The organism is Oleomonas cavernae, from assembly GCF_003590945.1.
GTDB lineage: Bacteria > Pseudomonadota > Alphaproteobacteria > Zavarziniales > Zavarziniaceae > Zavarzinia > Zavarzinia cavernae.
On the sequence record NZ_QYUK01000011.1, the window covers coordinates 1664615 to 1687679 of the forward strand.

General features: G+C 65.1%; 30 protein-coding genes and 1 tRNA gene. 17 read left to right on the forward strand and 14 right to left on the reverse strand.

From position 1 onward, the window contains the following. Nucleotides 1–10 precede the first annotated feature (10 nt). Both D3874_RS30245 and D3874_RS27960 read left to right on the forward strand, forming a co-directional pair. The gene (locus D3874_RS30245) at nt 11–322 is read left to right on the forward strand and encodes a Rossmann-fold NAD(P)-binding domain-containing protein (RefSeq protein ID WP_233560317.1); all 312 of its coding nucleotides are present in this window, start codon (nt 11–13) and stop codon (nt 320–322) included. A 151-nt stretch (nt 323–473) separates the two neighbouring features. Beyond that, nucleotides 474–668, forward strand: coding sequence for a hypothetical protein (locus D3874_RS27960; protein WP_147385624.1), 195 nt, complete (start codon nt 474–476; stop codon nt 666–668). A gap of 23 nt (nt 669–691) precedes the next feature. On the opposite strand, the gene D3874_RS28520 is transcribed toward D3874_RS27960, so the two are convergent. Next, on the reverse strand, nt 692–856 hold the full coding sequence (locus tag D3874_RS28520) for a hypothetical protein (protein ID WP_158595947.1): 165 nt from the start codon (nt 854–856) through the stop codon (nt 692–694). 147 nt (nt 857–1003) lie between these two features. Here D3874_RS28520 and D3874_RS11725 point away from each other — a divergent pair, with 147 nt between their 5' ends. From D3874_RS11725 to D3874_RS11740, 4 genes are all read left to right on the forward strand, one after another. Continuing rightward, nucleotides 1004–1249 carry a hypothetical protein gene (locus D3874_RS11725; RefSeq protein WP_119778249.1) on the forward strand — a complete coding sequence of 82 codons (246 nt, stop codon included), beginning with the start codon at nt 1004–1006 and terminating at the stop codon, nt 1247–1249. A gap of 91 nt (nt 1250–1340) precedes the next feature. Next, on the forward strand, nt 1341–1805 hold the full coding sequence (locus D3874_RS11730) for a DUF2569 domain-containing protein (RefSeq protein ID WP_119778250.1): 465 nt from the start codon (nt 1341–1343) through the stop codon (nt 1803–1805). A gap of 25 nt (nt 1806–1830) precedes the next feature. Further along, nucleotides 1831–2640: an alpha/beta hydrolase gene (locus tag D3874_RS11735; protein ID WP_119778251.1), complete on the forward strand. Its 810-nt coding sequence runs from the start codon at nt 1831–1833 to the stop codon at nt 2638–2640. A gap of 80 nt (nt 2641–2720) precedes the next feature. Continuing rightward, entirely contained in the window at nt 2721–4601 is a 1881-nt protein-coding gene (locus D3874_RS11740; protein ID WP_119778252.1) for an ABC transporter ATP-binding protein, read from the forward strand. Nucleotides 4602–4816: 215 nt separating this feature from the next. On the opposite strand, the gene D3874_RS11745 is transcribed toward D3874_RS11740, so the two are convergent. Then, nucleotides 4817–5110, reverse strand: coding sequence for a HigA family addiction module antitoxin (locus D3874_RS11745; protein ID WP_199699026.1), 294 nt, complete (start codon nt 5108–5110; stop codon nt 4817–4819). Nucleotides 5111–5292: 182 nt separating this feature from the next. Between D3874_RS11745 and D3874_RS11750 the strand changes: the two genes are divergently transcribed. Further along, a complete protein-coding gene (locus D3874_RS11750) occupies nt 5293–5796 on the forward strand; it encodes a hypothetical protein (RefSeq protein ID WP_119778253.1) in 504 nt (167 codons plus the stop codon). Between the two features lie 31 nt (nt 5797–5827). After that, complete coding sequence (locus D3874_RS11755; protein WP_119778254.1) at nt 5828–6007, forward strand: hypothetical protein; 180 nt, start codon at nt 5828–5830, stop codon at nt 6005–6007. 12 nt (nt 6008–6019) lie between these two features. Here the strand turns inward: D3874_RS11755 and D3874_RS11760 are convergent, their stop codons facing one another. Next, nucleotides 6020–6655 (reverse strand): macro domain-containing protein, encoded by a 636-nt coding sequence (locus tag D3874_RS11760; RefSeq protein ID WP_119778255.1) that lies wholly within the window; start codon nt 6653–6655, stop codon nt 6020–6022. Between the two features lie 343 nt (nt 6656–6998). Here D3874_RS11760 and D3874_RS11765 point away from each other — a divergent pair, with 343 nt between their 5' ends. Beyond that, nucleotides 6999–7538, forward strand: a complete 540-nt coding sequence (locus D3874_RS11765; RefSeq protein WP_119778256.1) for a DUF1097 domain-containing protein — start codon at nt 6999–7001, stop codon at nt 7536–7538. A 173-nt stretch (nt 7539–7711) separates the two neighbouring features. On the opposite strand, the gene D3874_RS11770 is transcribed toward D3874_RS11765, so the two are convergent. Both D3874_RS11770 and D3874_RS11775 read right to left on the reverse strand, forming a co-directional pair. Then, nucleotides 7712–8614: an IS3 family transposase gene (locus D3874_RS11770; protein WP_119777099.1), complete on the reverse strand. Its 903-nt coding sequence runs from the start codon at nt 8612–8614 to the stop codon at nt 7712–7714. A gap of 116 nt (nt 8615–8730) precedes the next feature. Next, nucleotides 8731–9774, reverse strand: coding sequence for an AraC family transcriptional regulator (locus D3874_RS11775; RefSeq protein WP_119778257.1), 1044 nt, complete (start codon nt 9772–9774; stop codon nt 8731–8733). 97 nt (nt 9775–9871) lie between these two features. On the opposite strand from D3874_RS11775, the gene D3874_RS11780 reads away from it, so the two are divergent. Both D3874_RS11780 and D3874_RS11785 read left to right on the forward strand, forming a co-directional pair. Then, a complete protein-coding gene (locus tag D3874_RS11780; protein ID WP_158595948.1) occupies nt 9872–10783 on the forward strand; it encodes an alpha/beta hydrolase in 912 nt (303 codons plus the stop codon). Between the two features lie 304 nt (nt 10784–11087). After that, nucleotides 11088–11534 carry an OmpA family protein gene (locus tag D3874_RS11785; protein WP_119778258.1) on the forward strand — a complete coding sequence of 149 codons (447 nt, stop codon included), beginning with the start codon at nt 11088–11090 and terminating at the stop codon, nt 11532–11534. A gap of 97 nt (nt 11535–11631) precedes the next feature. Here the strand turns inward: D3874_RS11785 and D3874_RS27965 are convergent, their stop codons facing one another. Beyond that, on the reverse strand, nt 11632–12153 hold the full coding sequence (locus D3874_RS27965) for an SMI1/KNR4 family protein (protein ID WP_147385626.1): 522 nt from the start codon (nt 12151–12153) through the stop codon (nt 11632–11634). Between the two features lie 111 nt (nt 12154–12264). Between D3874_RS27965 and D3874_RS11795 the strand changes: the two genes are divergently transcribed. Then, on the forward strand, nt 12265–12747 hold the full coding sequence (locus D3874_RS11795) for an OmpA family protein (RefSeq protein WP_158595949.1): 483 nt from the start codon (nt 12265–12267) through the stop codon (nt 12745–12747). 33 nt (nt 12748–12780) lie between these two features. On the opposite strand, the gene D3874_RS11800 is transcribed toward D3874_RS11795, so the two are convergent. After that, nucleotides 12781–13170, reverse strand: a complete 390-nt coding sequence (locus D3874_RS11800; protein WP_199699027.1) for a group II truncated hemoglobin — start codon at nt 13168–13170, stop codon at nt 12781–12783. 160 nt (nt 13171–13330) lie between these two features. Between D3874_RS11800 and D3874_RS11805 the strand changes: the two genes are divergently transcribed. Together D3874_RS11805 and D3874_RS11810 are read left to right on the forward strand one after the other, a co-directional pair. Continuing rightward, complete coding sequence (locus D3874_RS11805; RefSeq protein ID WP_119778262.1) at nt 13331–13609, forward strand: BrnT family toxin; 279 nt, start codon at nt 13331–13333, stop codon at nt 13607–13609. Next, the gene (locus D3874_RS11810) at nt 13575–13937 is read left to right on the forward strand and encodes a helix-turn-helix domain-containing protein (protein ID WP_233559920.1); all 363 of its coding nucleotides are present in this window, start codon (nt 13575–13577) and stop codon (nt 13935–13937) included. The genes D3874_RS11805 and D3874_RS11810 overlap by 35 nt, the downstream gene beginning before the upstream one ends. A gap of 114 nt (nt 13938–14051) precedes the next feature. On the opposite strand, the gene D3874_RS11815 is transcribed toward D3874_RS11810, so the two are convergent. From D3874_RS11815 to recJ, 5 genes are all read right to left on the reverse strand, one after another. After that, a complete protein-coding gene (locus D3874_RS11815; protein WP_199699028.1) occupies nt 14052–14441 on the reverse strand; it encodes a group II truncated hemoglobin in 390 nt (129 codons plus the stop codon). 215 nt (nt 14442–14656) lie between these two features. Next, a tRNA-Glu gene (locus D3874_RS11820) sits at nt 14657–14732 on the reverse strand. Nucleotides 14733–14796: 64 nt separating this feature from the next. After that, nucleotides 14797–15120, reverse strand: coding sequence for a chorismate mutase (locus D3874_RS11825; RefSeq protein WP_233559921.1), 324 nt, complete (start codon nt 15118–15120; stop codon nt 14797–14799). Between the two features lie 10 nt (nt 15121–15130). Further along, complete coding sequence (locus tag D3874_RS31585) at nt 15131–15478, reverse strand: hypothetical protein (RefSeq protein WP_338016710.1); 348 nt, start codon at nt 15476–15478, stop codon at nt 15131–15133. A gap of 14 nt (nt 15479–15492) precedes the next feature. Beyond that, entirely contained in the window at nt 15493–16965 is a 1473-nt protein-coding gene (gene recJ, locus D3874_RS11830) for a single-stranded-DNA-specific exonuclease RecJ (RefSeq protein ID WP_338016711.1), read from the reverse strand. 314 nt (nt 16966–17279) lie between these two features. Between recJ and D3874_RS11835 the strand changes: the two genes are divergently transcribed. From D3874_RS11835 to D3874_RS11840, 3 genes are all read left to right on the forward strand, one after another. Further along, nucleotides 17280–21017, forward strand: coding sequence for a vitamin B12-dependent ribonucleotide reductase (locus D3874_RS11835; protein WP_119778264.1), 3738 nt, complete (start codon nt 17280–17282; stop codon nt 21015–21017). 159 nt (nt 21018–21176) lie between these two features. Further along, nucleotides 21177–21512, forward strand: coding sequence for a hypothetical protein (locus D3874_RS27970; RefSeq protein ID WP_147385628.1), 336 nt, complete (start codon nt 21177–21179; stop codon nt 21510–21512). Nucleotides 21513–21563: 51 nt separating this feature from the next. Further along, entirely contained in the window at nt 21564–21998 is a 435-nt protein-coding gene (locus tag D3874_RS11840) for a hypothetical protein (RefSeq protein ID WP_147385629.1), read from the forward strand. 146 nt (nt 21999–22144) lie between these two features. On the opposite strand, the gene D3874_RS11845 is transcribed toward D3874_RS11840, so the two are convergent. Then, complete coding sequence (locus D3874_RS11845; RefSeq protein ID WP_158595950.1) at nt 22145–22594, reverse strand: type II toxin-antitoxin system VapC family toxin; 450 nt, start codon at nt 22592–22594, stop codon at nt 22145–22147. 103 nt (nt 22595–22697) lie between these two features. Next, nucleotides 22698–23012 carry a hypothetical protein gene (locus D3874_RS11850; protein WP_119778267.1) on the reverse strand — a complete coding sequence of 105 codons (315 nt, stop codon included), beginning with the start codon at nt 23010–23012 and terminating at the stop codon, nt 22698–22700. Nucleotides 23013–23065 lie beyond the last annotated feature (53 nt).

The following is a 23065-nucleotide window of genomic DNA, read 5'->3' on the forward strand; positions in this document are numbered from 1 at the left end:
CAAGGCGACGGTGGTCGAACCCGGCTTCTTCCGCACCGATTTCCTCGACGGCCAGTCGCTGTCGGTGGCCGAGCCGATCGCCGACTATGCCGAAACCGTGGGCGTTACCCGAGATCTGGCCGGCCGGTACAACCATGCCCAGCCCGGCGACCCGGCCAGGCTGGCCAAGGCGATGATCATCCTGGTCAATGCCGAGCAGCCGCCCGCCCGCCTGCCCCTGGGCAGCGACACGGTCGCCCGCATCACGGCCAAGAACGACCATGTCGCGGCCGAAATGGCGGCGTGGCGCGACCTGGCCGTCTCGACCGACGGCGCCTGGTAACAGCGGCCAGCCCGCAAGCCCTTGCAAAACCTGGGTTTGCGGGCGGCGGATCGGACAAAATCCGGCCCGCCCCTTGGTCTGCCCCTTGCCATGCCCATATACCGGGCTGAGCCGACCGGGATACCGGCGGCCAGCAAGAGGAGATGCGGGTATGAGACTTCAGGGCATTCTGGGTGCGGTGACCGCCGCCCTGCTCCTGTTCCTCGTCCTGTCCTTTGCCGCCAGCATCGTGATCGCCCTGGCCATCGCAATCCCCGTGTTGCTGCTGCTGGGCGCCCTCTTCGGCAAGCCCACGGTGGTGCGCGTCGTGCGGCCCGGTGGCCGGATCATCGATCACGAACCGTAAGATGCCCGGGGCTTGGCCGCTCGCTAGTCCGGCGGTACTTCCGGCGGGTACTCGTCAGGCATTTCCTGGTCGGGATTATCCTCGTCCGGCGCCGGCGGCGGGATCTCGATCGGCAGATCCTCGTCGGGGCGCGGGTCGGGCGGTGCCTTGGTGCCCGGCACGCACAAGGCGCCTGGAGTCGAGTCCATGGACATTTTCTGATCCTCGTCCTGCCGTCCACAGATCAACCACGGATGCCACCGAGGGTTCCGTTGACGGCCGGCACCGGCGATAGGGCTTGTTCTTATTTTGTTCTCGTGAGAAGAATGGCTTCGATCCGCTTTAAGGAATGAGCCATGGCCCGCGAAACCCTCCACATCGTGCAATCCTTCAACCCCGGCGCGCGCGGCTCGCTGCGGGCCGATCCGCCGGTGCAGGTGTCCTCGGCCGACTGCGCCCGCCGCATGGCCGAGAAGCTTTCGGCCTCCAAGCTGGGCGTCGTCGCCTTCTCGGCCACCGGCGACCTCGACGCCGGCGATTTCGACGACCGCCCGGCCATCCACTTCAAGGCCGGGCGCCTGCCGATCGAATTCGACGATTGATCCGATCCCCTTGCGCTGTGACCATGCTCACTGTGGCGGCGGCGCTCGCCTGCTAGGCTTTGGTCTACAGTGGCTTTTGGGGGATCAAGCGATGACGCAACAATCAGTGCAAGTGGCAGCCGAGGGGCCTGTCGGGATCGGCGGCTGGCTGATCCTGCCGATCATCGGCCTGATCGGCTCGTGCCTTCTCACCGGCTACAGCCTCCTGCAGTCGCTGCCCGACATCGAGGCTCTGATGGCGGCCACGGACCTGCCGGAGGGCCTCTACACCTTCGTCCTGATCGAGCTGGCGGCGAATGTCGCCTTGATCGTGCTGGCGCTCGGCACCCTCGCTCGGCTGTTTGCCAAGAGCCGCCGGTTTCCCGCGACCTATATTTCCTGGCTGGTGTTCTCGCTCGTCGTCGTCGTTGGCGACACTCTGGTCGCCACGCTGGTCTTCGACATCGCAAGCGATGACCAGTCGATCAAGGACATCGTGCGCACCGTGGCCGCCTGCGCCATCTGGATCCCCTACACCCTGGTCTCGGTGCGGGTGAAAAACACCTTCGTCCACTAACGGGGAGGCGAATATCCGCTCGTCTGTGACCAGAAAGCTGTTCTACGCCCTGGGCGGCGGCGCAGCGATCTACCTTGTCCTATGCGGCCTGATGTTCGCCTTCCAGCGCTCGTTGCAATATTTTCCCGATCAGGCGCCCATGGACCCGGCGGCTGTGGGCCTTCCTTCGATCATGGCGGAGACGCTGGCGACACCCGATGGCGAACGGCTGGTCGTTTGGTGGTCGCCGCCGACCGATCCGGGCAAACCCAGTTTCCTCTACCTCCACGGCAACGGTGCCAACCTGATGGCCCGGGCGCCGCACCTGCGCCGCCTGATCGCGGACGGCAACGGCCTGCTGGCGGTCAGTTGGCGCGGCTATGGCGGCTCGACCGGTGCATCGACCGAGGCGGGCTTCCTGGTCGACGCTCAGACCGCCTATGCCGCCCTCGCCGCCAGGGTCGACCCCGCGCGGCTGGTAATCGTCGGTGAATCGATCGGCACCGGCATCGCCGCGCGGCTGGCAGCGGAAACCAGGCCCGCCGGTTTGATCCTCGATTCGAGTTTCACCTCGACAGCGGACATCGCCGCCACGCTCTATCCCTGGCTGCCCGTCCGCCTGCTGATGCTCGATCAATTTCGGGCCGACCTGGCCGCCCCGAATATCGAGGCACCGGTGTTGCAACTGCATTGCCGGGACGATCCGGTTACCCCATTGGCCCTGGCCGCCAGCCTCCAGCCTTTGTTTCGCAACGCCCGCCCCATGATCATCGTCGAGGACCGCTGCCACACCGTTCCCCTCGACGATTTCGACGCGGCCGTCCGGGCCTTCGTCGCGCAACTGCCAAGCGGATAGGCCCGCATCACATCGGCGGGCGGGCGTGCGATGATGGTTGCCCCGGAGTCAGGTGGCGACCGGCGCGCACGAGGAGTGGCATGGCAGATCGGACAACCGGCCGCGGCGCCGCCGCAGCGCCACCACCCGCCCGGTCCCTGAAAGAGCGGTTCGGCGCGCTCAGGAACCTGCCGGCCTTCTTCGCCCTGGTCTGGCGCACCAGCCCGTTCCTGACCACGGCGTCGCTGACGCTGCGCCTGGTGCGGGCGCTGGTGCCGATCGTCAGCCTTTATATCGGCAAGCTGATCATCGACGAGGTGGTCGTGCTGGTGCAGCGGCCGGACAATCCCGACACCCTGCGGGCCTGGCTCGACAGCGGCCTGATCGACCGGCTGGTGTGGCTGCTGGCCGCGGAATTCGCCCTGGCGATTGCAACCGACGTGCTGGGCCGCATCGTCGCGCTGATCGACAATCTCCTGTCGCAGCGGGTCAGCAACGCCTCCAGCCTCCGCCTGATGGAACATGCGGCGACCCTGGATCTCGAAGATTTCGAGGATGCCGAATTCCAGGACCGGCTGGAGCGGGCGCGGCGCCAGGCCAGCGGCCGGATGACCCTGATGGGCCAATTGTTCGGCCAGGTCCAGGACATCGTCACCGTGGTCAGCTTCGGCGCCGGCCTCATCTTCTATGCCCCCTGGCTGATCGTGCTCCTCGTCGTGGCCCTGGTGCCCGCCTTCCTGGGCGAGGCCTATTTCAACGCCCAGAGCTATTCGCTCGACTTTGTCCGCACCCAGGAACGCCGCGAGCTCGACTATCTGCGCCTGACCGCGGCCAGCGTGGAGACGGCCAAGGAGGTGAAGATCTTCGGCCTGCACGGCTTCCTGATCGAGCGCTATCGCCGCCTGGCCGATGCCCTCTATGCCGCCAGCCGGCGCCTGGCCGTGCGCCGGGCCGCCTGGGGCGGGGTGCTGACCGCGATCGGCACCATCGGCTATTACCTCGCCTATGCCTATATCGCCTGGCGGACCTTGAGCGGCGACTTCAGCGTGGGCGACCTGACCTTCCTGGCCGGCTCGTTCCTGCGCCTGCGCGGCCTGCTCGAAGGCCTGCTGTCCGGGCTCTCCACCACCGCGGCCCAGGCCCTCTATGTCGACGACCTGTTTTCCTTCTTTGCCCTTCGGCCCAAGATCCGCTCGCCCGAAGGCGCCCTGCCCTTCCCCGAGCCGATCCGCCACGGCTTCAGCTTCGAGGACGTGGGCTTCCGCTATCCAGGCGCCCGGCGCTGGGCGGTGCGGCATCTCAGCTTCACGCTCAAGGCCGGCGAGGTGCTGGCCCTGGTGGGCGAGAACGGCGCCGGCAAGACCACCCTGGTGAAGCTCTTAACCCGCCTCTACGACCCCAGCGAGGGCCGCATCCTGCTCGACGGGCGTGACCTGCGCGATTACGATCTCGCCGCCCTGCGCGGCAACATGGGCGTGATCTTCCAGGATTTCGTCCGCTACAACCTCAACGCCGGCGAGAATATCGCGGTCGGCCGGATCGAGGCCCGGCACGAGCGCCCCCGGATCGAGGAGGCGGCAAGGCGCAGCCGCGCCGACGACGTCATCGCCAAGCTGCCGGCGGGCCTCGATCAGATGGTGGGCAAGCGCTTCCGCAACGGGGTGGAACTGTCGGGCGGCGAATGGCAGAAGGTCGCCATCGCCCGGGCCTATATGCGCGACGCCCAGGTGCTGATCCTGGACGAGCCGACGGCGGCGCTCGACGCCCGGGCCGAATTCGAGGTGTTCCAGCGCTTCAAGGAACTCAGCGCCGGCAAGACCGCCATCCTGATCTCCCACCGCTTCTCCAGCGTGCGCATGGCCGACCGCATCCTGGTGCTGGCCGACGGCAAGGTGGAAGCCGCCGGCACCCACGAGGAACTCATCGCCCGCCCCGGCCGCTACGCGGAACTGTTCGAGTTGCAGGCGGCGGGGTACCGGTAGGGCGCGAGGCCTGACGGATGATACCCGCTTGAGACACCTGGATTGTCGCGTCGTCCCTGCCCTTGATCGTCATGACCGGGCTTGTCCCGGTCATCCACGTCGGGCCGCAGCCCATATCGTCGCCAGTTACGGCAGCTTCACGACGTGGATGGCCGGGACTTCGCCCGGCCATGACGAAAGAGAGCCGGCCAGGCCCAATTCGTCGGCCCCTTCGATCACGCCGCGCGCGGCTGGATCTCGTCGATCACCGCCGCCTGCGCCTCGCCCTGCGTGGCGAGGTCGTACTTCGACTGCATGTTCATGAACCACTGCGGATCGACGCCGAAGAACTTGCCCAGGCGCAGGGCGATGCTGGCGGTGATGCCCTGGCGGCCGTGGCAGATCTCGTTGATCCGGCTACGCGGCACATGGATGGACTTGGCCAGCGCATAGACCGACAGGCCCATGGGATCGAGGAATTCACTCTTCAGGATTTCGCCTGGATGGGGCAGCGGAATGTCACGGGCCATGATGGCCTCCCTAACAAGGGCGTTGGGGGCCTTAACCTTGGGAGCGGAGCCAAGACGTACAAATAAATAGTACGCACACCTCGTTCGCCATTTAGCATCCCGGCCCACGGCAGGCAATCTCCTCGTGTCACCCTGGCGCCATGCTTGTATCCTGGCTCGACGAAAACCAGTCGGGGGCTACAGTGGGATCTCAACTCGCCAACTGCCCGCATTGCAATGCACCGCTCGCCCTGTCCTCGTCCCAGGCCGGCAACACGGCCTGCCCCGCCTGCGGCAAGCCCCTGCCGGCCGCGGCGGCAAGCGGCGGTACGTCGCGGAAACTGCTCTGGCTGATCCCGCTGGTCCTGCTGGCGGTCATGGCGGCCGGCTTCGTCGTCTACCTGAGGATGGGCACGCCCCTCCAGCAGGACGAGGCGGTCCGGGCCAATTTCGAGAAATCCTTCCTGGAAAGCTGCATCAAAAGCGCCGGCGGGACCCAGGAGCAGACGGCGGAGACGACGGCGCAGGTCCAGCGCTATTGCCAGTGCTCGCTGGACGAATTCAACCAGACGCTGACCGCCAAGCAGTGGTCGCTGGTCGACCTGCTGCCCGACATGCAGGGCGACCTGTCCGGCAATCCCGAACTGAAAGCAGAGCTGACCCGGATCACCGAGATCTGCGCGAAGCGGGTGAAGCCGCAGCAATAGAAGATTGACGGTGTTTCAACAGCACCTCGCAATGGCCGTCATCGCCGGCGGCAGGCTTGGACCGGACGCGGCCAATTTCGTGGCTGTCCTTGTCTTGATCGTCGCCTGTTTCATGGCCATGGCCTGGGGATTCCAGATAAACCGGGCCCTCGGCTGGGCGATCACCGCGGGGATCGGTGCTGCGATCTGGTGGTGGATCGCGCGGTGGTGAAGGCAACCGCCCCTATTGCAGCCGCCGCGGCCGATCGGTGTAGAGCAATTGGTGCCTCTCGCTGGCTTCTGCCCAGGAGGTTGGCAGGCGCGGCCTGCCGGCCAGATGCTCGTCGATCGCCGCCCGCATTTGCCGGGCACAGGTTTCCGGAGAGACCCGCCCCACACCCGTGCCAAGGCCGGGAAACGCCACGGCGTGAACATGGTCGGCAATCGGAACGCCGGCATGCGGGCCCTCGGCAAAGACGCCATGGCGGACAAGCAGCATCACCGCCTTGGCCACCAGATAGGGATTGACCGTTTCAGATCCCAGGGCCATCGGCACGCGCATGGTTGGCGCCGCGATCAGGTAAGGCTGCCGCGGATCGCCCGTCCCGACGATCTCGGCACGGCCGATCAGCAGTTCGCCGTGATGCCTGGTCAAGATCGCGTGACGCACCCGGTCTTGAATCGCCGCGCCGAAATGCTCGAAGTAGAGCGCGTCGATCCCGCCATCCATAAAGCCGAAACTGTTGGCCGGGCTGACCACGGCATCGCAGGAAACGTCAAGGATCGAGCCGTGATGAACGCTGACATCGGTCAGGTCACCGCAATGCTTCGCCCACGCCTTGGCCAGGGCTTGATCCATGGCCGTGAGGATCAGCTTCATCGATCCCGCCCCGCTGTTTCCGACAACGAAGTCTACCGGCGTGAGCCGCGAATGTCGCGTATTGGCGCCACCTTGCCTAGAATCTCTCCGTGTCATCTCAATGGAGTGACCACGATCTTGGTGTCTCACCCAAAGGGTGCAGTCGAGCCCATGGGATCCGGTCAGCAGCCGGTCGACAATTGACCGAAAGTACAATTGCCCGAATGACCGAAAGTACAATTGTCCGGCAAAACTCGCCCAATTACCGTCCGCACACCGGGGGGATATTGCCTGCGAGGACCAGTATGGGGCCGCAGGACGGAGATTTTTTCTCCACGGCATCAACAACCGATGGAGGAAATACATGCCAATACTAACAGCTCTTGCAATCAGCATAGGGGCGCTCGGCGGTATCGCGACGTGGGCCTTTGTCGGCCCGCTCGCGGGGTTCGGGCTGCAGATATGGGCGGCCTTCGTCGCCTGGGCGGCCTACTACCATTCGGGCGGCAAGGCGGCTGCCCTCAAAAGCAATCTGCCGGCGCACATATTCGGTGCCTTCGTCGGCTGGGCCGCGCTGTTCGCCATCACGAAGCTGGCGGGTGCGCTCGGCGTGCCGCTTGCCGGCGGGCTGTGCGTGGGGATCGGCGCGGCCGCGATCGTGCTCGCCGCGAACCTGCCGCTGCTCGCCGGCATACCGTCGTCGGTCTACGGCTTCGGTTGCGTCGCCGGCTTCACGCTGCTTGCCGGCAAGCTGGAGTTGCTCACCGCGGCTTCCATCGTCGACAACCCGTTCATCAACATCGTCGTTTCGATGGCGATCGGTGCGCTGCTCGCCTTCGCCTCGGAAAAGATCGGGACGGCGCTCGCCGCAAAGCCGGCCGCCGCCGGCGCCCCTGCTGCGTGAGATGGCGACAGATGATCCGGCGCATCCGCGCCGGATCATCATCGGTTCTGCCGCAAAGTTTGATGCCAGACGCTAAACGGCGGGTTACGTCTGCTTTCTAAAAGCACGCCCCATTTAATGACTCTGTCTAGGGGTTCACTCCTGGACTGCACCCCCTCGGTGAGTCAGTCAAATCAGGGACAGTTGGTTGTGACCAAGCCCTCAGGCTGCTGCGCAGCAGCCTGAGGGCTTGACCGGGTTTCGAACTCCACCGGCGAGGTATAGGCCAGCGCCGAGTGGAGCCGTTGCCGATTGTAGACCGCTTCGATGAATTCGCCGATAGCGGCCGTGGCGTGCCCGAGGTCACGGTAGTCGCCGCCGTCGACCTCTTCCTGCTTCAGCGTCTTCATGAAACTCTCGGCCATGGCATTGTCGTAAGGGCAGCCGGCCCGGCTCATGCTGGGCTGGATGCCGTGGGCTTGCAGGCGCTCGATGTAATCACCGCAGGCATATTGGACGCCCCGGTCGGAATGGTGCACCAGCCCGCCGGGAAGCACCTCTCGGCCGTCGAGCGCCATCTGCAAGGCTGCCAGGGCCAGTTCGGCCCGCAGGTGGTCGGCCATCGCCCAGCCCACGACCTTGCGGCTGAAGGCATCGAGCACCACCGCCAGGTAGACGAAGGCCTCGGCCAGCCGGACATAGGTGATGTCGGCCACCCAAAGCTGGTTGACCGCCAGCGGGACCAGCCGGCGCGCCAGGTTCGGCCAGAGCCGCCAGTCGTGTCGGGAGTCCGTCGTCGCCGGCTTGAACGCTGCCTTGCGCAGGCACAGCAGATTGTCCTCGCGCATCAGGCGCACCACGCGCTTGTGGTTGACCGCCCAGCCCTCACGTCGGAGCAGGGCCGTGAGCCGCCGGTAGCCGTAGTGACGGTGGGTCAGCGCCAGGTGCTGAAGCACGTCGCGCAGCGCCGTTTCTTCACGGCCGGGACAGTTCTCGGCCCAGCCCCGGTAGTAGGCGCCACGGCTGACATCGGCCAGGGCACACATCCGCTCGACCGTGGCCGTCAGCCCCGGCCCCTCGCCTTGCCGGCGCGTCATCGCTTGGATATAGGCGAAGACGCCGTCGCGCCAGGCGCGTCGCTCGCCTGCCGTGACGCCTCGAGATGCCGCAACAAAATCGGGGACAGACCACGGTTTTACTCTCCGTTCGGCAGTCAGTCCCGTACCGATGACGGCGCCTGGGCGGTGTCGAGCTGGCTGGACCTGGCTTCTTTCCGGATGGCCGACGGGGTCTTGCCGAACCAGCGTCGGCTTGATCGGGTGAAGGCCGATTGCTCGGGGAACCCGAGCAGTCCCGAGACCTGACCGAGTGAAACCTTGGTCTCCCGCAGGTATTGCAGCGCCAGCTCCTGGCGCAGGGATTCCTTGATGGCCTCGAATCCGGTGCCCTCCGCCTGGAGTCGGCGGTGCAGGGTGCGGGGATGGATGGCGAGCATGGCCGCGATGCCTTCCATGGTCGCCTGCGGCGTGCCCAGCATGCGCCGAAGGGCGAGCCGCACCCGCGTGCTGGTGGCGTCGCCGGGCACGCGGAAGTGCCGGGACAGGTAGTCCTCGGTGATCTGCCGCAGCGCGGGATTGACGCCCCGCAGTTCGGCCCGCAGGGAAGCTGCGCCCACATGCAAGGCCGCGCGCTCCTGGTTGGCGGTGACCGGCGCGCCGAAGAAGCGGCGATAACGGCTCGGCGACGCGACCGGCGTGTGCGGGAGCGTGACCAGCTTCAGGTCGTAGTGCACGCCCAGCAGCGCGCTGGCGAAGCGATGGGCCAGGCCGAGGGAAAGATCGACGTTTTGCCGCTGCGGCGGCCGGATCTCGAAGACGATTTCGACCGCCCCCTCGATCGCCTCGCTGTGCGGGTTGATCGTCAGCGCCAGTCCCTGGCTGTGAACGAATATGTATCGCGAGGCGATCTGGAACGCCTCCAAGCCCGTCGCCGCGCTTTGGATGATAACGCCGAGCTTTCCCAGGATGCCGATATCCTGGTTCTCGGCGATCCGCAGCCCGAGGTCACCACAGCCGGTTTCCGCGCTGCTGGCTTCGAGCAGATGCGCCACCGCGCCCAGGTCCAACAGGGCGTCGTCGTCGTCCAACGCCTGGGGTGCGATGTGATGCCGCCGCAGGAACGGCCCCGGGTCGGCACCCAGCCCCTGCATGACGGCCGCATAGGCCCGTATGCCACCGGCGCGCACCATAATAGACATGTCTGCTCGCGTAAAAAAATTGTCTGCTCGTGTCAATAACAGGCAGTGCCCGATCTGGATACTGTTGGCCATACATTCAACGGAAACCGAGCCTGACATGCTGAACAGAATTTATCGCGGCATCTTGCGTGTCACGCTCAAGCCGGTATTGCGCTCCACCTTCTCCGTTGGCTTCCAGCGTAAATGGACGCATTTTCTCGGCGTCATGATGCTCGGTCCGCGCGGGACGCGCGCCCGCCAGCAGAGCATGAATGGCGTACCCGCAGAGTATGTGACGGTCGGCGAGCCCGCTGCCGATCTGGCCATTCTCTATCTGCACGGCGGCGGCTACAACCTCTGCTCGGCGCGGGGTTACCGTGCCGTCACGGGGCGCTTCGCCAAGTCGTCGGGTGTTGCGGTGCACGTCCCGGACTACCGATTGGCCCCTGAGCACCCTCATCCCGCGGCGCTGGAAGATGCGCTGCGCGCTTACCGCTGGCTGCGGCAGCAGGGGCTGCGTCACATCGCGATCGCCGGCGATTCGGCCGGTGGCGGACTGACGCTCGCCACGGCCGTCGCCCTGCGCGATGCCGGCGAGCCGATGCCGGTGGCGCTCGCCTTGATCTCCCCTTGGGTCGATCTTGCCGCCCGCGGTGAAACCTACAGGACCCACGTCCAGCGCGATCCCCAGATCTCGCCGGACGGCGCTGCACAATGGGCGCGGGCCTACACCCGGGACCTGCCGCTTGATCACCCGCTGTGCTCGCCGCTCTATGCCGACTTGAAGGGCCTGCCGCCCATGCTGATCCATGTCGGCAGCGAGGAAATATTGCTCAGCGATTCCTTGAGTTTGCAGGCGCGCGCCCGCGCCGCCGGGGTCGACGTCCGGCTGCGTGAATTCGCGGGGATGTGGCATGACTTCCAGATCCAGGCCGGCCTGGTCAAGGAAGGGGCTGAATCGCTGACAGCCCTGGGCGGGTTTCTGCGCGGCCAGTTGGACCGCCACGCAGCCGCAAAATCATCGACCTGACCATCGAAGAGCAGGCGCCCCCTCGAAGTGCGCCAACGGCCATCCCGTCGGCCTGGGCTATCGGGTCTGCGGCCAATGCGGTGCGCCCATCGATCTGCAGGCAGGTGTTTGAAAGGCGGTCCCCCGGCGGCCGCGCCGACGAGACGATTCGTAGCAACGGTGGTTTGACCCCGATTTTCCCTCGGGTGCCATGTCCTGGCTTTCCAGCAATGAATCAGCCAAAGGTAGAGCGCCAAGAAAAAACCTGTGTCAGCATTTGCGAGGTGACAACCTAGGCATCTGGAAACGCTAGGCGGAGGAGATCATGCAGCGCTGGCTTTTGGCCCTGGCTCTCGCGTTCGGGGGTACACTTGCCGGCTGTGCCACCACCATCACCACCACGACACAGGTCTTTCAGGATCCGCCGCCGGAGATCATCGTCTGTTACAGCTATATGATTTTCTTCGACTGGAATTCCGCAGCACTCAGCGATGAGGCTCGCGCGATCGTCGGCGATTTTGCGCAGTTCATAAAAGCGAACGACATTACCGAGATCGAACTCGTTGGCCATACAGACGCATCCGGCCCCAGGGGATATAATCTTCGTCTGTCGCTTAGGCGCGTCGAAGCCGTAAAGGCAGCGCTGGTCGCCTTGGGCATTCCGCAAGCAATGATAAAGACGGCTGCCAAGGGCGAAAGTGCTCTGCTCGTCCCAACGCCCGACGGCATCCGGGAGCCACAAAACCGACGCGCCGAGCTTGTCGCGCCGTAGACTATGAATTGCAATTCGGGCGGATGAAAAAATCAGTCTCACCGATGAGATGAACGCTCGGCGGCACAACGGGTCAACACGCCTGATAAGCGCTGGGTCACAGCACGTCCCCCCACGAACGGGTATATTTGCGGACAAAGTCGGTGAAACTGTCGGCCACGACCTTGTCGTGTTCGATCCCGGCGATCAGCACCACCTTGCCCCTGCTCTCGTCGTCGGCGCACGAGATCGCCCAGGCCCAGGCCCAGAAGCAGTGATCCAGGAAGAACAGGTATTGGTCGGCCCGGCCCGGCACCAATGGGCCGATCTCGGGGCCCCACTCATCGGGAATATTCTTGATTTCCCGGATCCCCCACCAATTTCCGAAATGCTCATCCAGGTTAAATTCGACCGGCGATGAACAACGAAGATAGTCCCGGAAATCCTCCGGCAAAACCACGTCGTACCGCGCTTCCGGCGCGCGGATCTGCGCGTCAGTTACGTCTTCCGCTACGATGCCCGCCGCCGTCCGCCGCCACCAGCACTGCAGTTCATCACGGGCTGGAAGGGGGGCCTGATCGTCCGGCACAGCCGACCTGAAGGACGGCCACCGTAAGAACTCCGGCCAGCGAAGTTTCATCGCACCAAGCCTCTCAAGACAGGCTCCCATGGTAAGGCCGCGCCCGTGCTTTACAACCTTGAGAAGCGGCATACCCTGGCTGCGGTTCCCCCGTCGCCTTGGAACATGACCATGACACGCCTGTATCTCGCCCTGGCTGTCGCCGCCGCCATGCTCGGGGGCTGCGAGACGACCGCGAAGAGATCGGAGAGGCCCATCGTTGGCGGGCAACCGGCCGGCGTAATGCTCGGGGGTCCCTACAAAACGGTCTTCTTCCGTTGGAATTCGGCCACCCTGGAGCCTGAATCGCATGCAATCGTCCAGGACTTTGCAATATCGATAAAGAGTCTGGAGATCTCGGCGATCGAATTGCGCGGCCACGCCGATCGCAGCGGCCCGTCAGCATACAATCATCGACTCTCCCTTCGACGCGCCAACGCAGTAAAGGCAGCACTGATCGCGCTGGGCCTCACAAGCGTGAAAATTGTTGTCATCGCCGAGGGAGAGCATGCGCCTCTCGTTCCCACCCCAGATGGAGTTCGGGAACCGCAAAATCGGTTTGTTACGCTGGGTGAGGCTGAAGACGAAGGGCATCAGCATTCGTCGACTGAGTAACGGCCCGCGTCGATCGTTGTTGAGGGCTCAGCCCTACGTGTTGTCCACCTTATTCCGCATATGCCGCGCCAAGTCATGCACCCGCGCGAAAATCGTGTCGGCGAGCGGCCCCGGCGGCACCGCCTCGGCCCAGGCGCGGGTGAAGCAGGCGAGCCAGCCGTCGATCTCGGCCTCGCCGATCGTGAACGGCAGGTGGCGGGCGCGCAGCATGGGGTGGCCGTATTTGTCGGTGAACAGGGGCGGGCCGCCCAGCCAGCCGGTGAGATACTCATAGAGTTTCTGTTCGGTCGCCGCCAGGCTGGGCTTGTGGATGGCGCGGCAGGCGGCGGCCTCCGGCAGTTCGTCCATCAATTCATAGAAGCGCCGGGTCAGGCGCCGGACGGTCGGCTCGCCGCCGATGAGGTCGTAGGGAGAGGTCTGCATCGAGCCCCGGCACATCGGCGGTGCCTTTGACCGCCTTGGACCAGGATACCGCGGTCCGGTCCGGGTTGACGCCGAGGCCGAGCGGCCTAGCCTCCTCGTGCCGTCATGACGTCCTGTGAGCCTTGACGGCATATACGGAATTTCCGTAGTGTTTGGACCCATGGACTACGCATGGGACGATCCCAAGGCTGCCGCCAATCTGGCCAAGCATGGGATCGATTTCCTCGATGCCATCGGCGCGCTGACCGATCCCCATCGACTCGAGGATGTCGATGATCGCTTCGCCTATGGTGAGGAGCGGATGCGCACCATCGGCATGACGCGCGGCAACGTTTTGTTCGTCGTCACCACCATGCGCGGCGAGAACCTCTGCCACATCATCTCGGCCCGGAGGGCGACACGACATGAGCAAGACCAATATTACGCGGGTACGCATTGAGGCGGGGCAGCCGGCGCCAGAAGGCCGGACCGACTGGGAGCGGGTGCGCGCCATGACCGACGAGGAGGTGACGGCCGCGGCCTTGTCCGATCCCGACGCCCAGCCGATGACGGCGGAGCAGCTGGCACGAATGCGCCGGACGCCCAACGTCAGGGCGTTGCGCGCCCGCCTCGGCATGACCCAGGAGCAGTTTGCCCGTACCTATCGCTTGCCGCTCGGCACCGTGCGGGATTGGGAGCAGGGACGGACCCGCCCGGATGCTCCGGCCTTGGCGCTGCTGGCGGTGATCGAACGCGAGCCGGAAGCGGCACGCCGCGCCCTCACCTGACCTTCCCCATGCCCGCAAGAAAGGTGGGCAAGATCGCAAATCTGGATGGAAAAGCGCAATCCGGCCCAGCAGCGCATGCTCCTGCTTTCGTCAGCGTAGCACCGGCAACGCCCCTCACCCGGCCTGCGCCTGATTCCGCATATGCCGTGCCAGATCATGCACCCGCGCGAAGATGACATCCGCAACCGGCCCCGGCGGCACCGTCTCGGCCCAGGCGCGGGTGAAGCAGGCGAGCCAGCCGTCGATTTCGGCCTCGCCGATGGCGAACGGCAGGTGGCGGGCGCGCAGCATGGGGTGGCCGTATTTGTCGGTGAACAGGGGCGGGCCGCCCAGCCAGCCGGTGAGGTACTCGTAGAGTTTCTGTTCGGCGGCCGCCAGGCTGGGCTTGTGGATGGCGCGGCAGGCGGCGGCCTGCGGCAGCTCGTCCATCAATTCATAGAAGCGCCGGGTCAGGCGCCGGATGGTCGGCTCGCCGCCGATGAGGTCGTAGGGAGAGGTCTGCATCGAGCCCCGGCACATCGGCGGCCCTGCGGGCACGCGCCACTAAGAGGTTGATATTATTGACACAAGAAGGCGCCCAGCGCGGCGCTGTGTAGCAGTCCGGCGGCACACCCGCAATGCGCTGGGTCAATCCCGGCCAAGTTGGCGCCGAGGCCGAGCAGCCCGGCTTTCCCAGCAATATCAATGTCTTGTGGAATATCAACGGCTTAGCGAGCCATTGGCGTCCCCTACGGGATTCGAACCCGTGTCGCCGCCGTGAAAGGGCGGTGTCCTAGGCCTCTAGACGAAGGGGACGCAAGAGGCGTTGCCGCGAGGCGATGGGAGATACAGGCTCGCGGGCCGTTGGTCAAGTGAAGCTTCAGGCCCTGGCCTTGCCTTTTTCCGCCGACCCGGCCGCATCGTCCCACACGGTGAATTCGTGGGCGATGTAACGCTCCATCATGTCGCGGTAGATGCCCTCGACGATGTCGGCATCGGCGCCGTTGGCCGTTGCTGTGGCGCGGACCTTGGCCACCACGTCTTCGATGCGGGCCTCGTCGCGCACGGTGTCGCGGCTTTGCTTGATGTGGCCGGCGTCGACGATGCGCTGCTCGCGCTGCGCCAGCAGGCGGACGATCTCGCGGTCCAGCCGGTCGATCTCGTCCCGGACTTGCGTCATGGTGGTGCAGCGCGGCGTACTCATGGGGCCTATCCTAGACTCCGTCGGCGGCCGCTGCATCCTCGACAAAAAAGCGCAGGCGCTCGCGCCCGGCCCATGTCTCGGCCCGGACATGCCCGGCCAGATGGACGAGCGCACCGGTTTGTGCCGCCTGGGCGAGGCCGTCGACCACGGCACCATCGCCGGATCGGAAGGCCACCGCCTCGGCTGATCGTCCGCCGCCGTCGGCCAGACGCAAGCGCAAGTGGCCGCGTCCCATGGTCGCGGCATGGGCGATGCGCACCGCCGGCACCACAAACCGCGGCTCGGGATTGCCCTGGCCGAAGGGGGCCACTTGACCTAAGCGCGCCACCAGGTCGGCGTTCAGGCCAGCGATGCCCACCGCGGCGTCGATCTTCAGGCCGTCCTGGGCCAGCGCCGCCTCGACCGCGCCATCGAAGCGGTGGCCCAGAAGCGTTCGAGGTCGTCGAGCCTGTCCACCCGGGCGGTGATGCCGGCCGCCATGGCATGGCCCCCGCCCTCCTCCACCAGGCCCATGGCCCGGGCGGCGGCCACCGCAGCCCCCAGATCCACGCCGGGGATCGAACGGCCCGAGCCCTTGGCCCGGCCGTCGTCCAGGATCGAGAGGATGAAGGTGGGCCGGCGGTAACGCTCCTTCAGGCGGCTGGCGACGATGCCCACCACCCCGGTGTGCCAGCCTAGCCCCGCGGCGATGACCAGCGGGCCGGTGCCGTTCGACTTGGCGAGTTTCGCCTCCACACAGGCGATGGCGCCGGCCTCCACCTCTTTCTCGATCGCCTGGCGTTCGCGGTTGAGCGTGTCGAGGCGCACGGCCAGGGCGCGGGCATAGTCGGGATCGTCGGTCGCCAGCAGTTGGGCGCCCAGGTCCGCCTGCCCCACCCGCCCGCCGGCATTCACCCGCGGGCCCAGCAGATAGCCCAGGTGATAGGCGGTGGGCACGGTGTCGATCTTGGCGATATCCATCAGGGCGGCGATGCCGACATTGCCCCGGCGCGCCATCACCTTCAGGCCTTGCGCGACAAAGGTCCGGTTCAGGCCTTTCAGGGGCACCACGTCGGCCACGGTGCCCAGGGCCACCAGGTCGAGCAGGCCCATCAGGTCGGGCGGCGCCTTATCGGCAAAGAAGCCCCGTGCCCGCAGGCAGCGGTTGAGCGCCACCAGCAGCAGGAAGGTCACCCCCACCGCCGCGAGCGGGCTGAGGCCGGAGGTATCGTCCAGCCGGTTGGGGTTGACCAGGGCCAGGGCCTTGGGCAGCGCCGTCTCGGCCTGGTGATGGTCGGCGACGATGACATCAAGCCCGGCGGTCGCCGCTGCCTCGAAGGCGGTGAAGGCCAGGGTGCCGCAATCGACCGTCACCACCAGGCGGATGCCCTCGCGCGCCAGCATCTCCAGCGCCGGCGCATTGGGGCCGTAACCCTCGCGCTGGCGGTCGGGCACATAGAGCCGCACCGGCCGGCCGAGCCCGGCGAAATAGCGCATCAGCAGGGCCGACGAGGTTGCCCCGTCGACGTCATAGTCGCCCCAGACCGCGACCGCCTCGTGCCCGATCACGGCATCGGCCAGGCGCGCCGCCGCCTTCTCCATGTCCAGCACGCAGGCGGGATCGGGCATGTCGACTTTGAGCGAGGGATTGAGGAAACGGTCGACCGTCTCGATCGAGACCTCGCGGCCGACCAGCACCCGGGCGGTGACCGCATCCAGCCCCGTCGCCTGGGCCAGGGCCAGCGCGCCACGCTCGTCGCGCACCCGGAAGCGCCAGGGCCGCCCATTGAACGAGCGATCGACGCCCAGCGCCAGGTCGAAGGCCTCGGCCAGCGCATCGGCGCGGACGGCGGCGACCGGCGTCATGCCCGAGCGCCTCTTGTCGAATCGTATCCCATGGCCTGAGTGTAGACGCCATCGGGCCTCGCCGCCCGGTCGATTTGGCCGAAACCCCAAGTGTTTCCTGCCGGATCATGTGTCTGCGGCGCCTGCAAGCACAAAATATGGTGCCCACCCCAAATTTAGTCGTTCCGACTCGTCGCAACCGGTCCTACAGTTTGTGTCCAGCCGCGCTTCGCGACCCCACCAGTTGGGGTGAGCGACGAAAAAAAGCGGCTGGGGGTACGGGCCTGTCAGGCCCGGTGCTGGGCAGACATTACGATATTCCGGGGACGACGATAATGCGGATCGAGCGGCGATTCACGACCGAGGGCAACTCTCCTTACGCAGGGATCGAGTTCACCAATCTCTCGAGCGAAATCCGCAATCCCGATGGTTCGGTGGTGTTCAAGCTGGCCGACATGGAAGTGCCTGCCAACTGGAGCCAGGTCGCCACCGACATCCTGGCCCAGAAGTATTTCCGCAAGGCCGGCGTCCCCGCCCGCCTGAAAAAGATCGAGGAAAACACCGTCCCCTCGTGGCTGTGGCGCTCGGTCGCCGACGAGGAAGCGCTGGCCGCCCTGCCGGAGAAAGAGCGCTATGGCGACGAGCGCCAGGCGACCCAGGTGTTCGACCGCCTGGCCGGCACCTGGACCTATTGGGGCTGGAAGTCGGGCATGTTCGACAGTGAGGCCGACGCCCTGACCTTCCGCGACGAGTTGGCCTACATGCTCGCCACCCAGATGTGCGCGCCCAACTCGCCGCAGTGGTTCAACACCGGCCTGCACTGGGCCTACGGCATCGACGGCCCGGCCCAGGGCCACTATTACGTCGACGAGAAGACCGGCACCGTCCAGCGTTCCACCTCGGCCTACGAGCGGCCGCAGCCCCATGCCTGCTTCATCCAGGGCATCGAGGACGACCTGGTGAACGAGGGCGGCATCATGGATCTGTGGATCCGTGAGGCGCGCCTGTTCAAATACGGCTCGGGCACTGGCACCAATTTCTCGCGCCTGCGCGGCGAGAACGAGAAGCTGGGCGGCGGCGGCAAGTCGTCGGGCCTGATGTCGTTCCTGAAGATCGGCGACCGTGCCGCCGGCGCCATCAAGTCGGGCGGCACCACGCGCCGCGCCGCCAAGATGGTGGTGGTCGACATCGATCACCCCGACGTCGAGCACTTCATCGACTGGAAGGTGATCGAGGAGCAGAAGGTCGCGGCCCTGGTCGCCGGCTCCAAGCTGGCCGAGCAGCACATGAATGCCGTGCTGGCCGCCTGCCACGAGGCCATCCTGGAGGGCGAGGCCCGCTTCGCCCCCAAGGACAATGCAGCGCTGAAAAAGGCGATCATCGGCGCCCGCAAGGCGATGATCCCGGAGAATTATGTCCAGCGCGCGATCCAGTTCGCCCGCCAGGGCTACAAGGACCTGGAATTCCGCGTCTATGACACCGACTGGGATTCCGAGGCCTACCTCACCGTCTCGGGCCAGAATTCCAACAATTCGGTGCGCGTCACCGACGAATTCCTGAACGCCGTCCTGGACGACAAGGACTGGAACCTGACCTATCGCACCTCCAAGAAGGTCGCCAAGACCCTCAAGGCGGCCGAGCTGTGGGACAAGGTCGGCATGGCGGCGTGGCAGTGCGCCGACCCGGGCATCCAGTACCACACCACCATCAACGACTGGCACACCTGCTCGAACTCCGGCCCGATCCGCGCGTCCAACCCGTGCTCGGAATACATGTTCCTGGACGACACGGCGTGCAACCTGGCCTCGCTGAACCTGCTCACCTTCCGGCGCGACGACGGCAGCTTCAATGTCGACGCCTTCGAGCACGGCGTGCGCCTGTGGACCGTGGTGCTGGAAATCTCGGTGACGATGGCGCAGTTCCCCTCGGCCCGGATCGCGGAACTCTCCTACCGCTACCGCACCCTGGGGCTGGGCTTTGCCAATATCGGCGGCTACCTGATGGCCTCGGGCCTGTCCTATGACAGCGACGAGGGCCGCGCCCTGTGCGGTGCCATCTCGGCGGTGATGACCGGCGTCTCCTATGCCACCTCGGCCCAGATGGCCAAGGAGCTGGGCGCCTTCCCGGGCTTTGCCGACAATCGCGCGCCGATGCTGAAGGTCATTCGCAACCATCGCCGGGCAGCCCATGGCCTGACCAAGGGCTATGAGGGGCTGAACACCCTGCCCGTCGCCCTGGACCATGCCAATGTCAGCGAGGCGACCCTCTCGGCCGCGGCCAAGCGCGCCTGGGACAAGGCCCTGGAACTGGGCGAGGCCCACGGCTATCGCAATGCCCAGGCGACGGTGATCGCCCCGACCGGCACCATCGGCCTGGTCATGGATTGCGACACCACCGGTATCGAGCCCGATTTCGCCCTGGTCAAGTTCAAGAAGCTGGCCGGCGGCGGCTACTTCAAGATCATCAACCGCATCGTCCCCGTGGGCCTCGAGACGCTCGGCTATCCCGCCGACCAGATCAGCGACATCATCGACTACGCGGTGGGCCACGGCACGCTGGACGGCTCGCCGACCCTGAACCACGCCGCACTCAAGGCCAAGGGCTTCGGCGAGGCGCAGATCCAGGGCGTGGAGAAGAACCTCGTCAGCGCCTTCGACCTCAAGTTCGCTTTCAACAAGTGGACCCTGGGCGAGGCCTTCTGCACCGACGTGCTGAAGATCTCGGCGGACAAGCTGGACGACCCGTCGTTCGACCTCTTCGCGGCCATCGGCTTCTCGAAGGCTGATGTGGAACTCGCGAACCTTTATGTCTGCGGCGCCATGACCTTGGAGGGTGCTCCTCACCTGAAAGATGAGCACCTTGCGGTGTTCGACTGCGCCAATCCGTGCGGGCGCATCGGCAAGCGCTTCCTCTCGGTCGACAGCCACATCCGCATGATGGCGGCGGCCCAGCCCTTCATCTCGGGCGCGATCTCCAAGACCATCAACATGCCGGCCTCGGCCACGGTCGAGGAATGCAAGGAAGCCTACATGCTGTCCTGGCGCCTGGCGCTGAAGGCCAACGCGCTCTACCGCGACGGCTCCAAGCTCAGCCAGCCGCTGGCCTCCCAGCTCCTGGAAGAAGCCAACGAGGAAGCGGGCGAAGACGCCACCCCGATGATGCGCGGCCAGGTCATCGCCGAGCGCATCGTGGAGCGGATTGTCGAGAAGATCGTGCCCGGCATCGGCGTGCGCGAGCGCCTGCCCCAGCGCCGCAAGGGTTATACCCAGAAGGCCAATGTGGGCGGCCACAAGGTCTACCTGCGCACCGGCGAATATGACGACGGCAAGCTGGGCGAGGTCTTCATCGACATGCACAAGGAAGGCGCCGCTTTCCGCAGCCTGATGAACAACTTCGCCATCGCGGTCTCGATCGGCCTGCAGTACGGCGTGCCGCTCGAGGAATTCGTCGACGCCTTCACCTTCACCCGCTTCGAGCCGGCAGGCATGGTCGAGGGCAACGAGGTCATCAAGATGGCCACGTCGATCCTCGACTACGTCTTCCGCGAACTGGCGGTCTCGTACCTGGGCCGCAACGACCTCGCCCATGTCGAACCCGCCGACCTGCGCTTCGACGCCATGGGCGACGGCGCCGACGAGGCAGCCCTCGACGGGGCCGACGAACGCCGCGAGGCGGTCGACGCCAAGGCCGCCGCCTTCAAGGCAACCCTGAACGCGCCAGTCTCCAACGGCTATGTCCGCTCGAACCTCTACGTCCTGAACGCGGCCGCCCAAGGCCTGCGCCAGGCGGCAAGCAACGGCGGCAAGCACACCCTGTCGGCCACGGCGGAAGCGGTCGCCTATGCGGTCGAACCCGAACTGGCCGTGGCGGCCCTCGCCACCGGCGGCTCTGATGCGAGTTCGGGTGCGGCGGTCGCGGTCTCCGCCGCCGCCACCCGCCTCGCCCGCATCCGCGAGGCCAAGGTGAAGGGTTATGTGGGCGATGCCTGCGGCGACTGCGGCAACTTCACCCTGGTGCGCAACGGCACCTGCCTGAAGTGCGACACCTGCGGTTCGACCAGCGGCTGCTCCTAAGCCGCACGGGCTTCAACAAAAAGGCCGGGCGAGGCAACTCGCCCGGCCTTTTTCGTTTCTATGATTATTCAGCGGAATTGATGGCAAGAGGAGACAGAGTTAACTTTAGGGGTCTATTCTCATTAGTCAGCGCTTAAGCTGCAAGGGAAGTAGCTGGTTGTGGCAGATATCATACATGCAAGCCCCGATGGCCATCTCCGGTTCTTGGTACGTTCATGCAACGATGACATAACGGTCGGCTTCGCTGATACACCATGGCATACCCATGGTGATCTACTGGCCGCCGAGGCAGAGGTACCTACGAGCCCCTATGAAGCTGTCGAGAGTTTCATTGAAAAGCTAGTTAATAATCAGCTCATCATTGCTGTTTCGACAATAGGCGGAAAAGTCCGCGACATCTGGATCACAGACGATCCGGTAGCGGCACTTCGTTATCGCCAATCTGACGAAATAATGGACTTTCGCCTTTGGGACGGCACCAAGATTCCGGCCTGATTTCCTTCGAAGGTCGCCCGGCCTACCTGCAGAGCTCATAAGGCGCCCGCAATGAGCCACCCAATCAGCCCGAGCCAACGTGTATTGGTCGTCCTGGACCCGAAATTCGGTGAGAGCTTGAGAAATCATTGGCCTGGCCAAGCTATCTGGATCGTCAAAAGCCCGACCAACGAACCGGTCGTCAGATCGATCTGGGCCGCCTTCCATGCCAACGATCTGACTGACATTACAATGTTCGACAACACCCCAGAGTCGCCTTTCCTCTCAACGTTAGACGCTTTGGACCTCCACCACGGCACTTTGTCGACAGACCTTCCCTATGGTGCGCTTAAGGTAATCGGGACGGAACTTACCGAACAGATCCGACTGGCCTTGGGCCGGTTGGGCTTCGGCAAAATCTCTCAAAATTTTGATGGGTTCGAGGCAATCAGAACCGGTGACGCAATGCGTCTCGTGGCTGAAATCGAGCCGCCTCGGTCTTGGTGATAGGCCGGGCGAGGAAACTCGCCCGGCCTTTTTTGCTTGGGATCGGCGGGGTGCGTGGTTCGACAGGCTCTCCATGAGGAAAATATTTTTGCCACAAAGACTTACCTCATCCTGAGCCTGTCGAAGGACGCAGGATGGATGTGCGATCAGACTGCGGCCCGTTCATAGAACAGCATTTGTGTCCCCGGCACGATCTGGTCCATCAGGTCGAAATCCTTGGTGTTGCGGGTGACCAGAACGGCCCCGGCCTGGCGCGCCTGGTAGAAGATCAGGGCGTCGTTCAATGCCTTGCGGCGGTGGTCCTTGTCGAAGGTCTGGCGCCGGCTCAAAGTTGCGGCGAGCAGCGCAGCATCAATCCAGTCAACGGCATTCGGCACAACGATGTTCCCGGCAATCATGCGGCGGATGACCTGTTCGATACTTTCCCTGTTTTGCGGTGTCTGCGGATGTAACGGATCGAGAGCGCCAATGGCCCAGGCAAGTTCGGCTGCGACCACCGAACTGTGCACCAAGGCCCGTTGCCCGATTTCATCGTTCAGGTCCGCAGGCAGGTTGCCGTGAATGCCATCGACATAGACGCTGCTGTCGAGAAGCACTGGCGCCTCTTTCTTCACAGCCCGCACATCGAAAGGTAGCGACTGGGGCGACCTGTATGTCAGCGTTCCCCTGCCAGCCGCGACCGCAAAGGAACGCTCGAGATCAAAGGAGTTCGTCAAGATCGAAGTCGGGGCTGAGGGTACCGCTCTGGGTTAGCAGCCAAGCCCAGAAATTATCCTCGCCGGCAACGATCTTGAGGGCACCGGCAATGGCTTCGGTATCGGTCTCGACCCCCAGCTTGGCTTTCACCATCTCGATCAGGGCCGGGTCCTGCCTGGTGCTGACAGCTCTGGTCTTGCGCCCCGAGGGCAGTTTCAGCCGCTCTTCTGCGTGGCGCAGCTTCGCCTTGGTGATCTCGTCACCCGCCGTTTCGACCCGGCGGCGTGCGGCGGGCTGCCGGACTGTCTTTGTGGCCATCGAGGCACCTCGGCTGTATTACAAATTTCAGTAAATATGTAATACAGCCGAGG

Coding starts and splice junctions, on each gene's coding strand:
- D3874_RS27960 (WP_147385624.1), top strand. CDS start 474: ATGAGACTTCAGGGCATTCTGGGTGCGGTGACCGCCGCCCTGCTCCTG.
- D3874_RS28520 (WP_158595947.1), bottom strand. CDS start 856: ATGGACTCGACTCCAGGCGCCTTGTGCGTGCCGGGCACCAAGGCACCG.
- D3874_RS11725 (WP_119778249.1), top strand. CDS start 1,004: ATGGCCCGCGAAACCCTCCACATCGTGCAATCCTTCAACCCCGGCGCG.
- D3874_RS11730 (WP_119778250.1), top strand. CDS start 1,341: ATGACGCAACAATCAGTGCAAGTGGCAGCCGAGGGGCCTGTCGGGATC.
- D3874_RS11740 (WP_119778252.1), top strand. CDS start 2,721: ATGGCAGATCGGACAACCGGCCGCGGCGCCGCCGCAGCGCCACCACCC.
- D3874_RS11745 (WP_199699026.1), bottom strand. CDS start 5,110: ATGGCCCGTGACATTCCGCTGCCCCATCCAGGCGAAATCCTGAAGAGT.
- D3874_RS11755 (WP_119778254.1), top strand. CDS start 5,828: ATGGCCGTCATCGCCGGCGGCAGGCTTGGACCGGACGCGGCCAATTTC.
- D3874_RS11760 (WP_119778255.1), bottom strand. CDS start 6,655: ATGAAGCTGATCCTCACGGCCATGGATCAAGCCCTGGCCAAGGCGTGG.
- D3874_RS11765 (WP_119778256.1), top strand. CDS start 6,999: ATGCCAATACTAACAGCTCTTGCAATCAGCATAGGGGCGCTCGGCGGT.
- D3874_RS11770 (WP_119777099.1), bottom strand. CDS start 8,614: ATGACGCGCCGGCAAGGCGAGGGGCCGGGGCTGACGGCCACGGTCGAG.
- D3874_RS11775 (WP_119778257.1), bottom strand. CDS start 9,774: ATGTCTATTATGGTGCGCGCCGGTGGCATACGGGCCTATGCGGCCGTC.
- D3874_RS11780 (WP_158595948.1), top strand. CDS start 9,872: ATGCTGAACAGAATTTATCGCGGCATCTTGCGTGTCACGCTCAAGCCG.
- D3874_RS11785 (WP_119778258.1), top strand. CDS start 11,088: ATGCAGCGCTGGCTTTTGGCCCTGGCTCTCGCGTTCGGGGGTACACTT.
- D3874_RS27965 (WP_147385626.1), bottom strand. CDS start 12,153: ATGAAACTTCGCTGGCCGGAGTTCTTACGGTGGCCGTCCTTCAGGTCG.
- D3874_RS11795 (WP_158595949.1), top strand. CDS start 12,265: ATGACACGCCTGTATCTCGCCCTGGCTGTCGCCGCCGCCATGCTCGGG.
- D3874_RS11800 (WP_199699027.1), bottom strand. CDS start 13,170: ATGCAGACCTCTCCCTACGACCTCATCGGCGGCGAGCCGACCGTCCGG.
- D3874_RS11805 (WP_119778262.1), top strand. CDS start 13,331: ATGGACTACGCATGGGACGATCCCAAGGCTGCCGCCAATCTGGCCAAG.
- D3874_RS11810 (WP_233559920.1), top strand. CDS start 13,575: ATGAGCAAGACCAATATTACGCGGGTACGCATTGAGGCGGGGCAGCCG.
- D3874_RS11815 (WP_199699028.1), bottom strand. CDS start 14,441: ATGCAGACCTCTCCCTACGACCTCATCGGCGGCGAGCCGACCATCCGG.
- D3874_RS11825 (WP_233559921.1), bottom strand. CDS start 15,120: ATGAGTACGCCGCGCTGCACCACCATGACGCAAGTCCGGGACGAGATC.
- recJ (WP_338016711.1), bottom strand. CDS start 16,965: ATGACGCCGGTCGCCGCCGTCCGCGCCGATGCGCTGGCCGAGGCCTTC.
- D3874_RS11835 (WP_119778264.1), top strand. CDS start 17,280: ATGCGGATCGAGCGGCGATTCACGACCGAGGGCAACTCTCCTTACGCA.
- D3874_RS11840 (WP_147385629.1), top strand. CDS start 21,564: ATGAGCCACCCAATCAGCCCGAGCCAACGTGTATTGGTCGTCCTGGAC.
- D3874_RS11850 (WP_119778267.1), bottom strand. CDS start 23,012: ATGGCCACAAAGACAGTCCGGCAGCCCGCCGCACGCCGCCGGGTCGAA.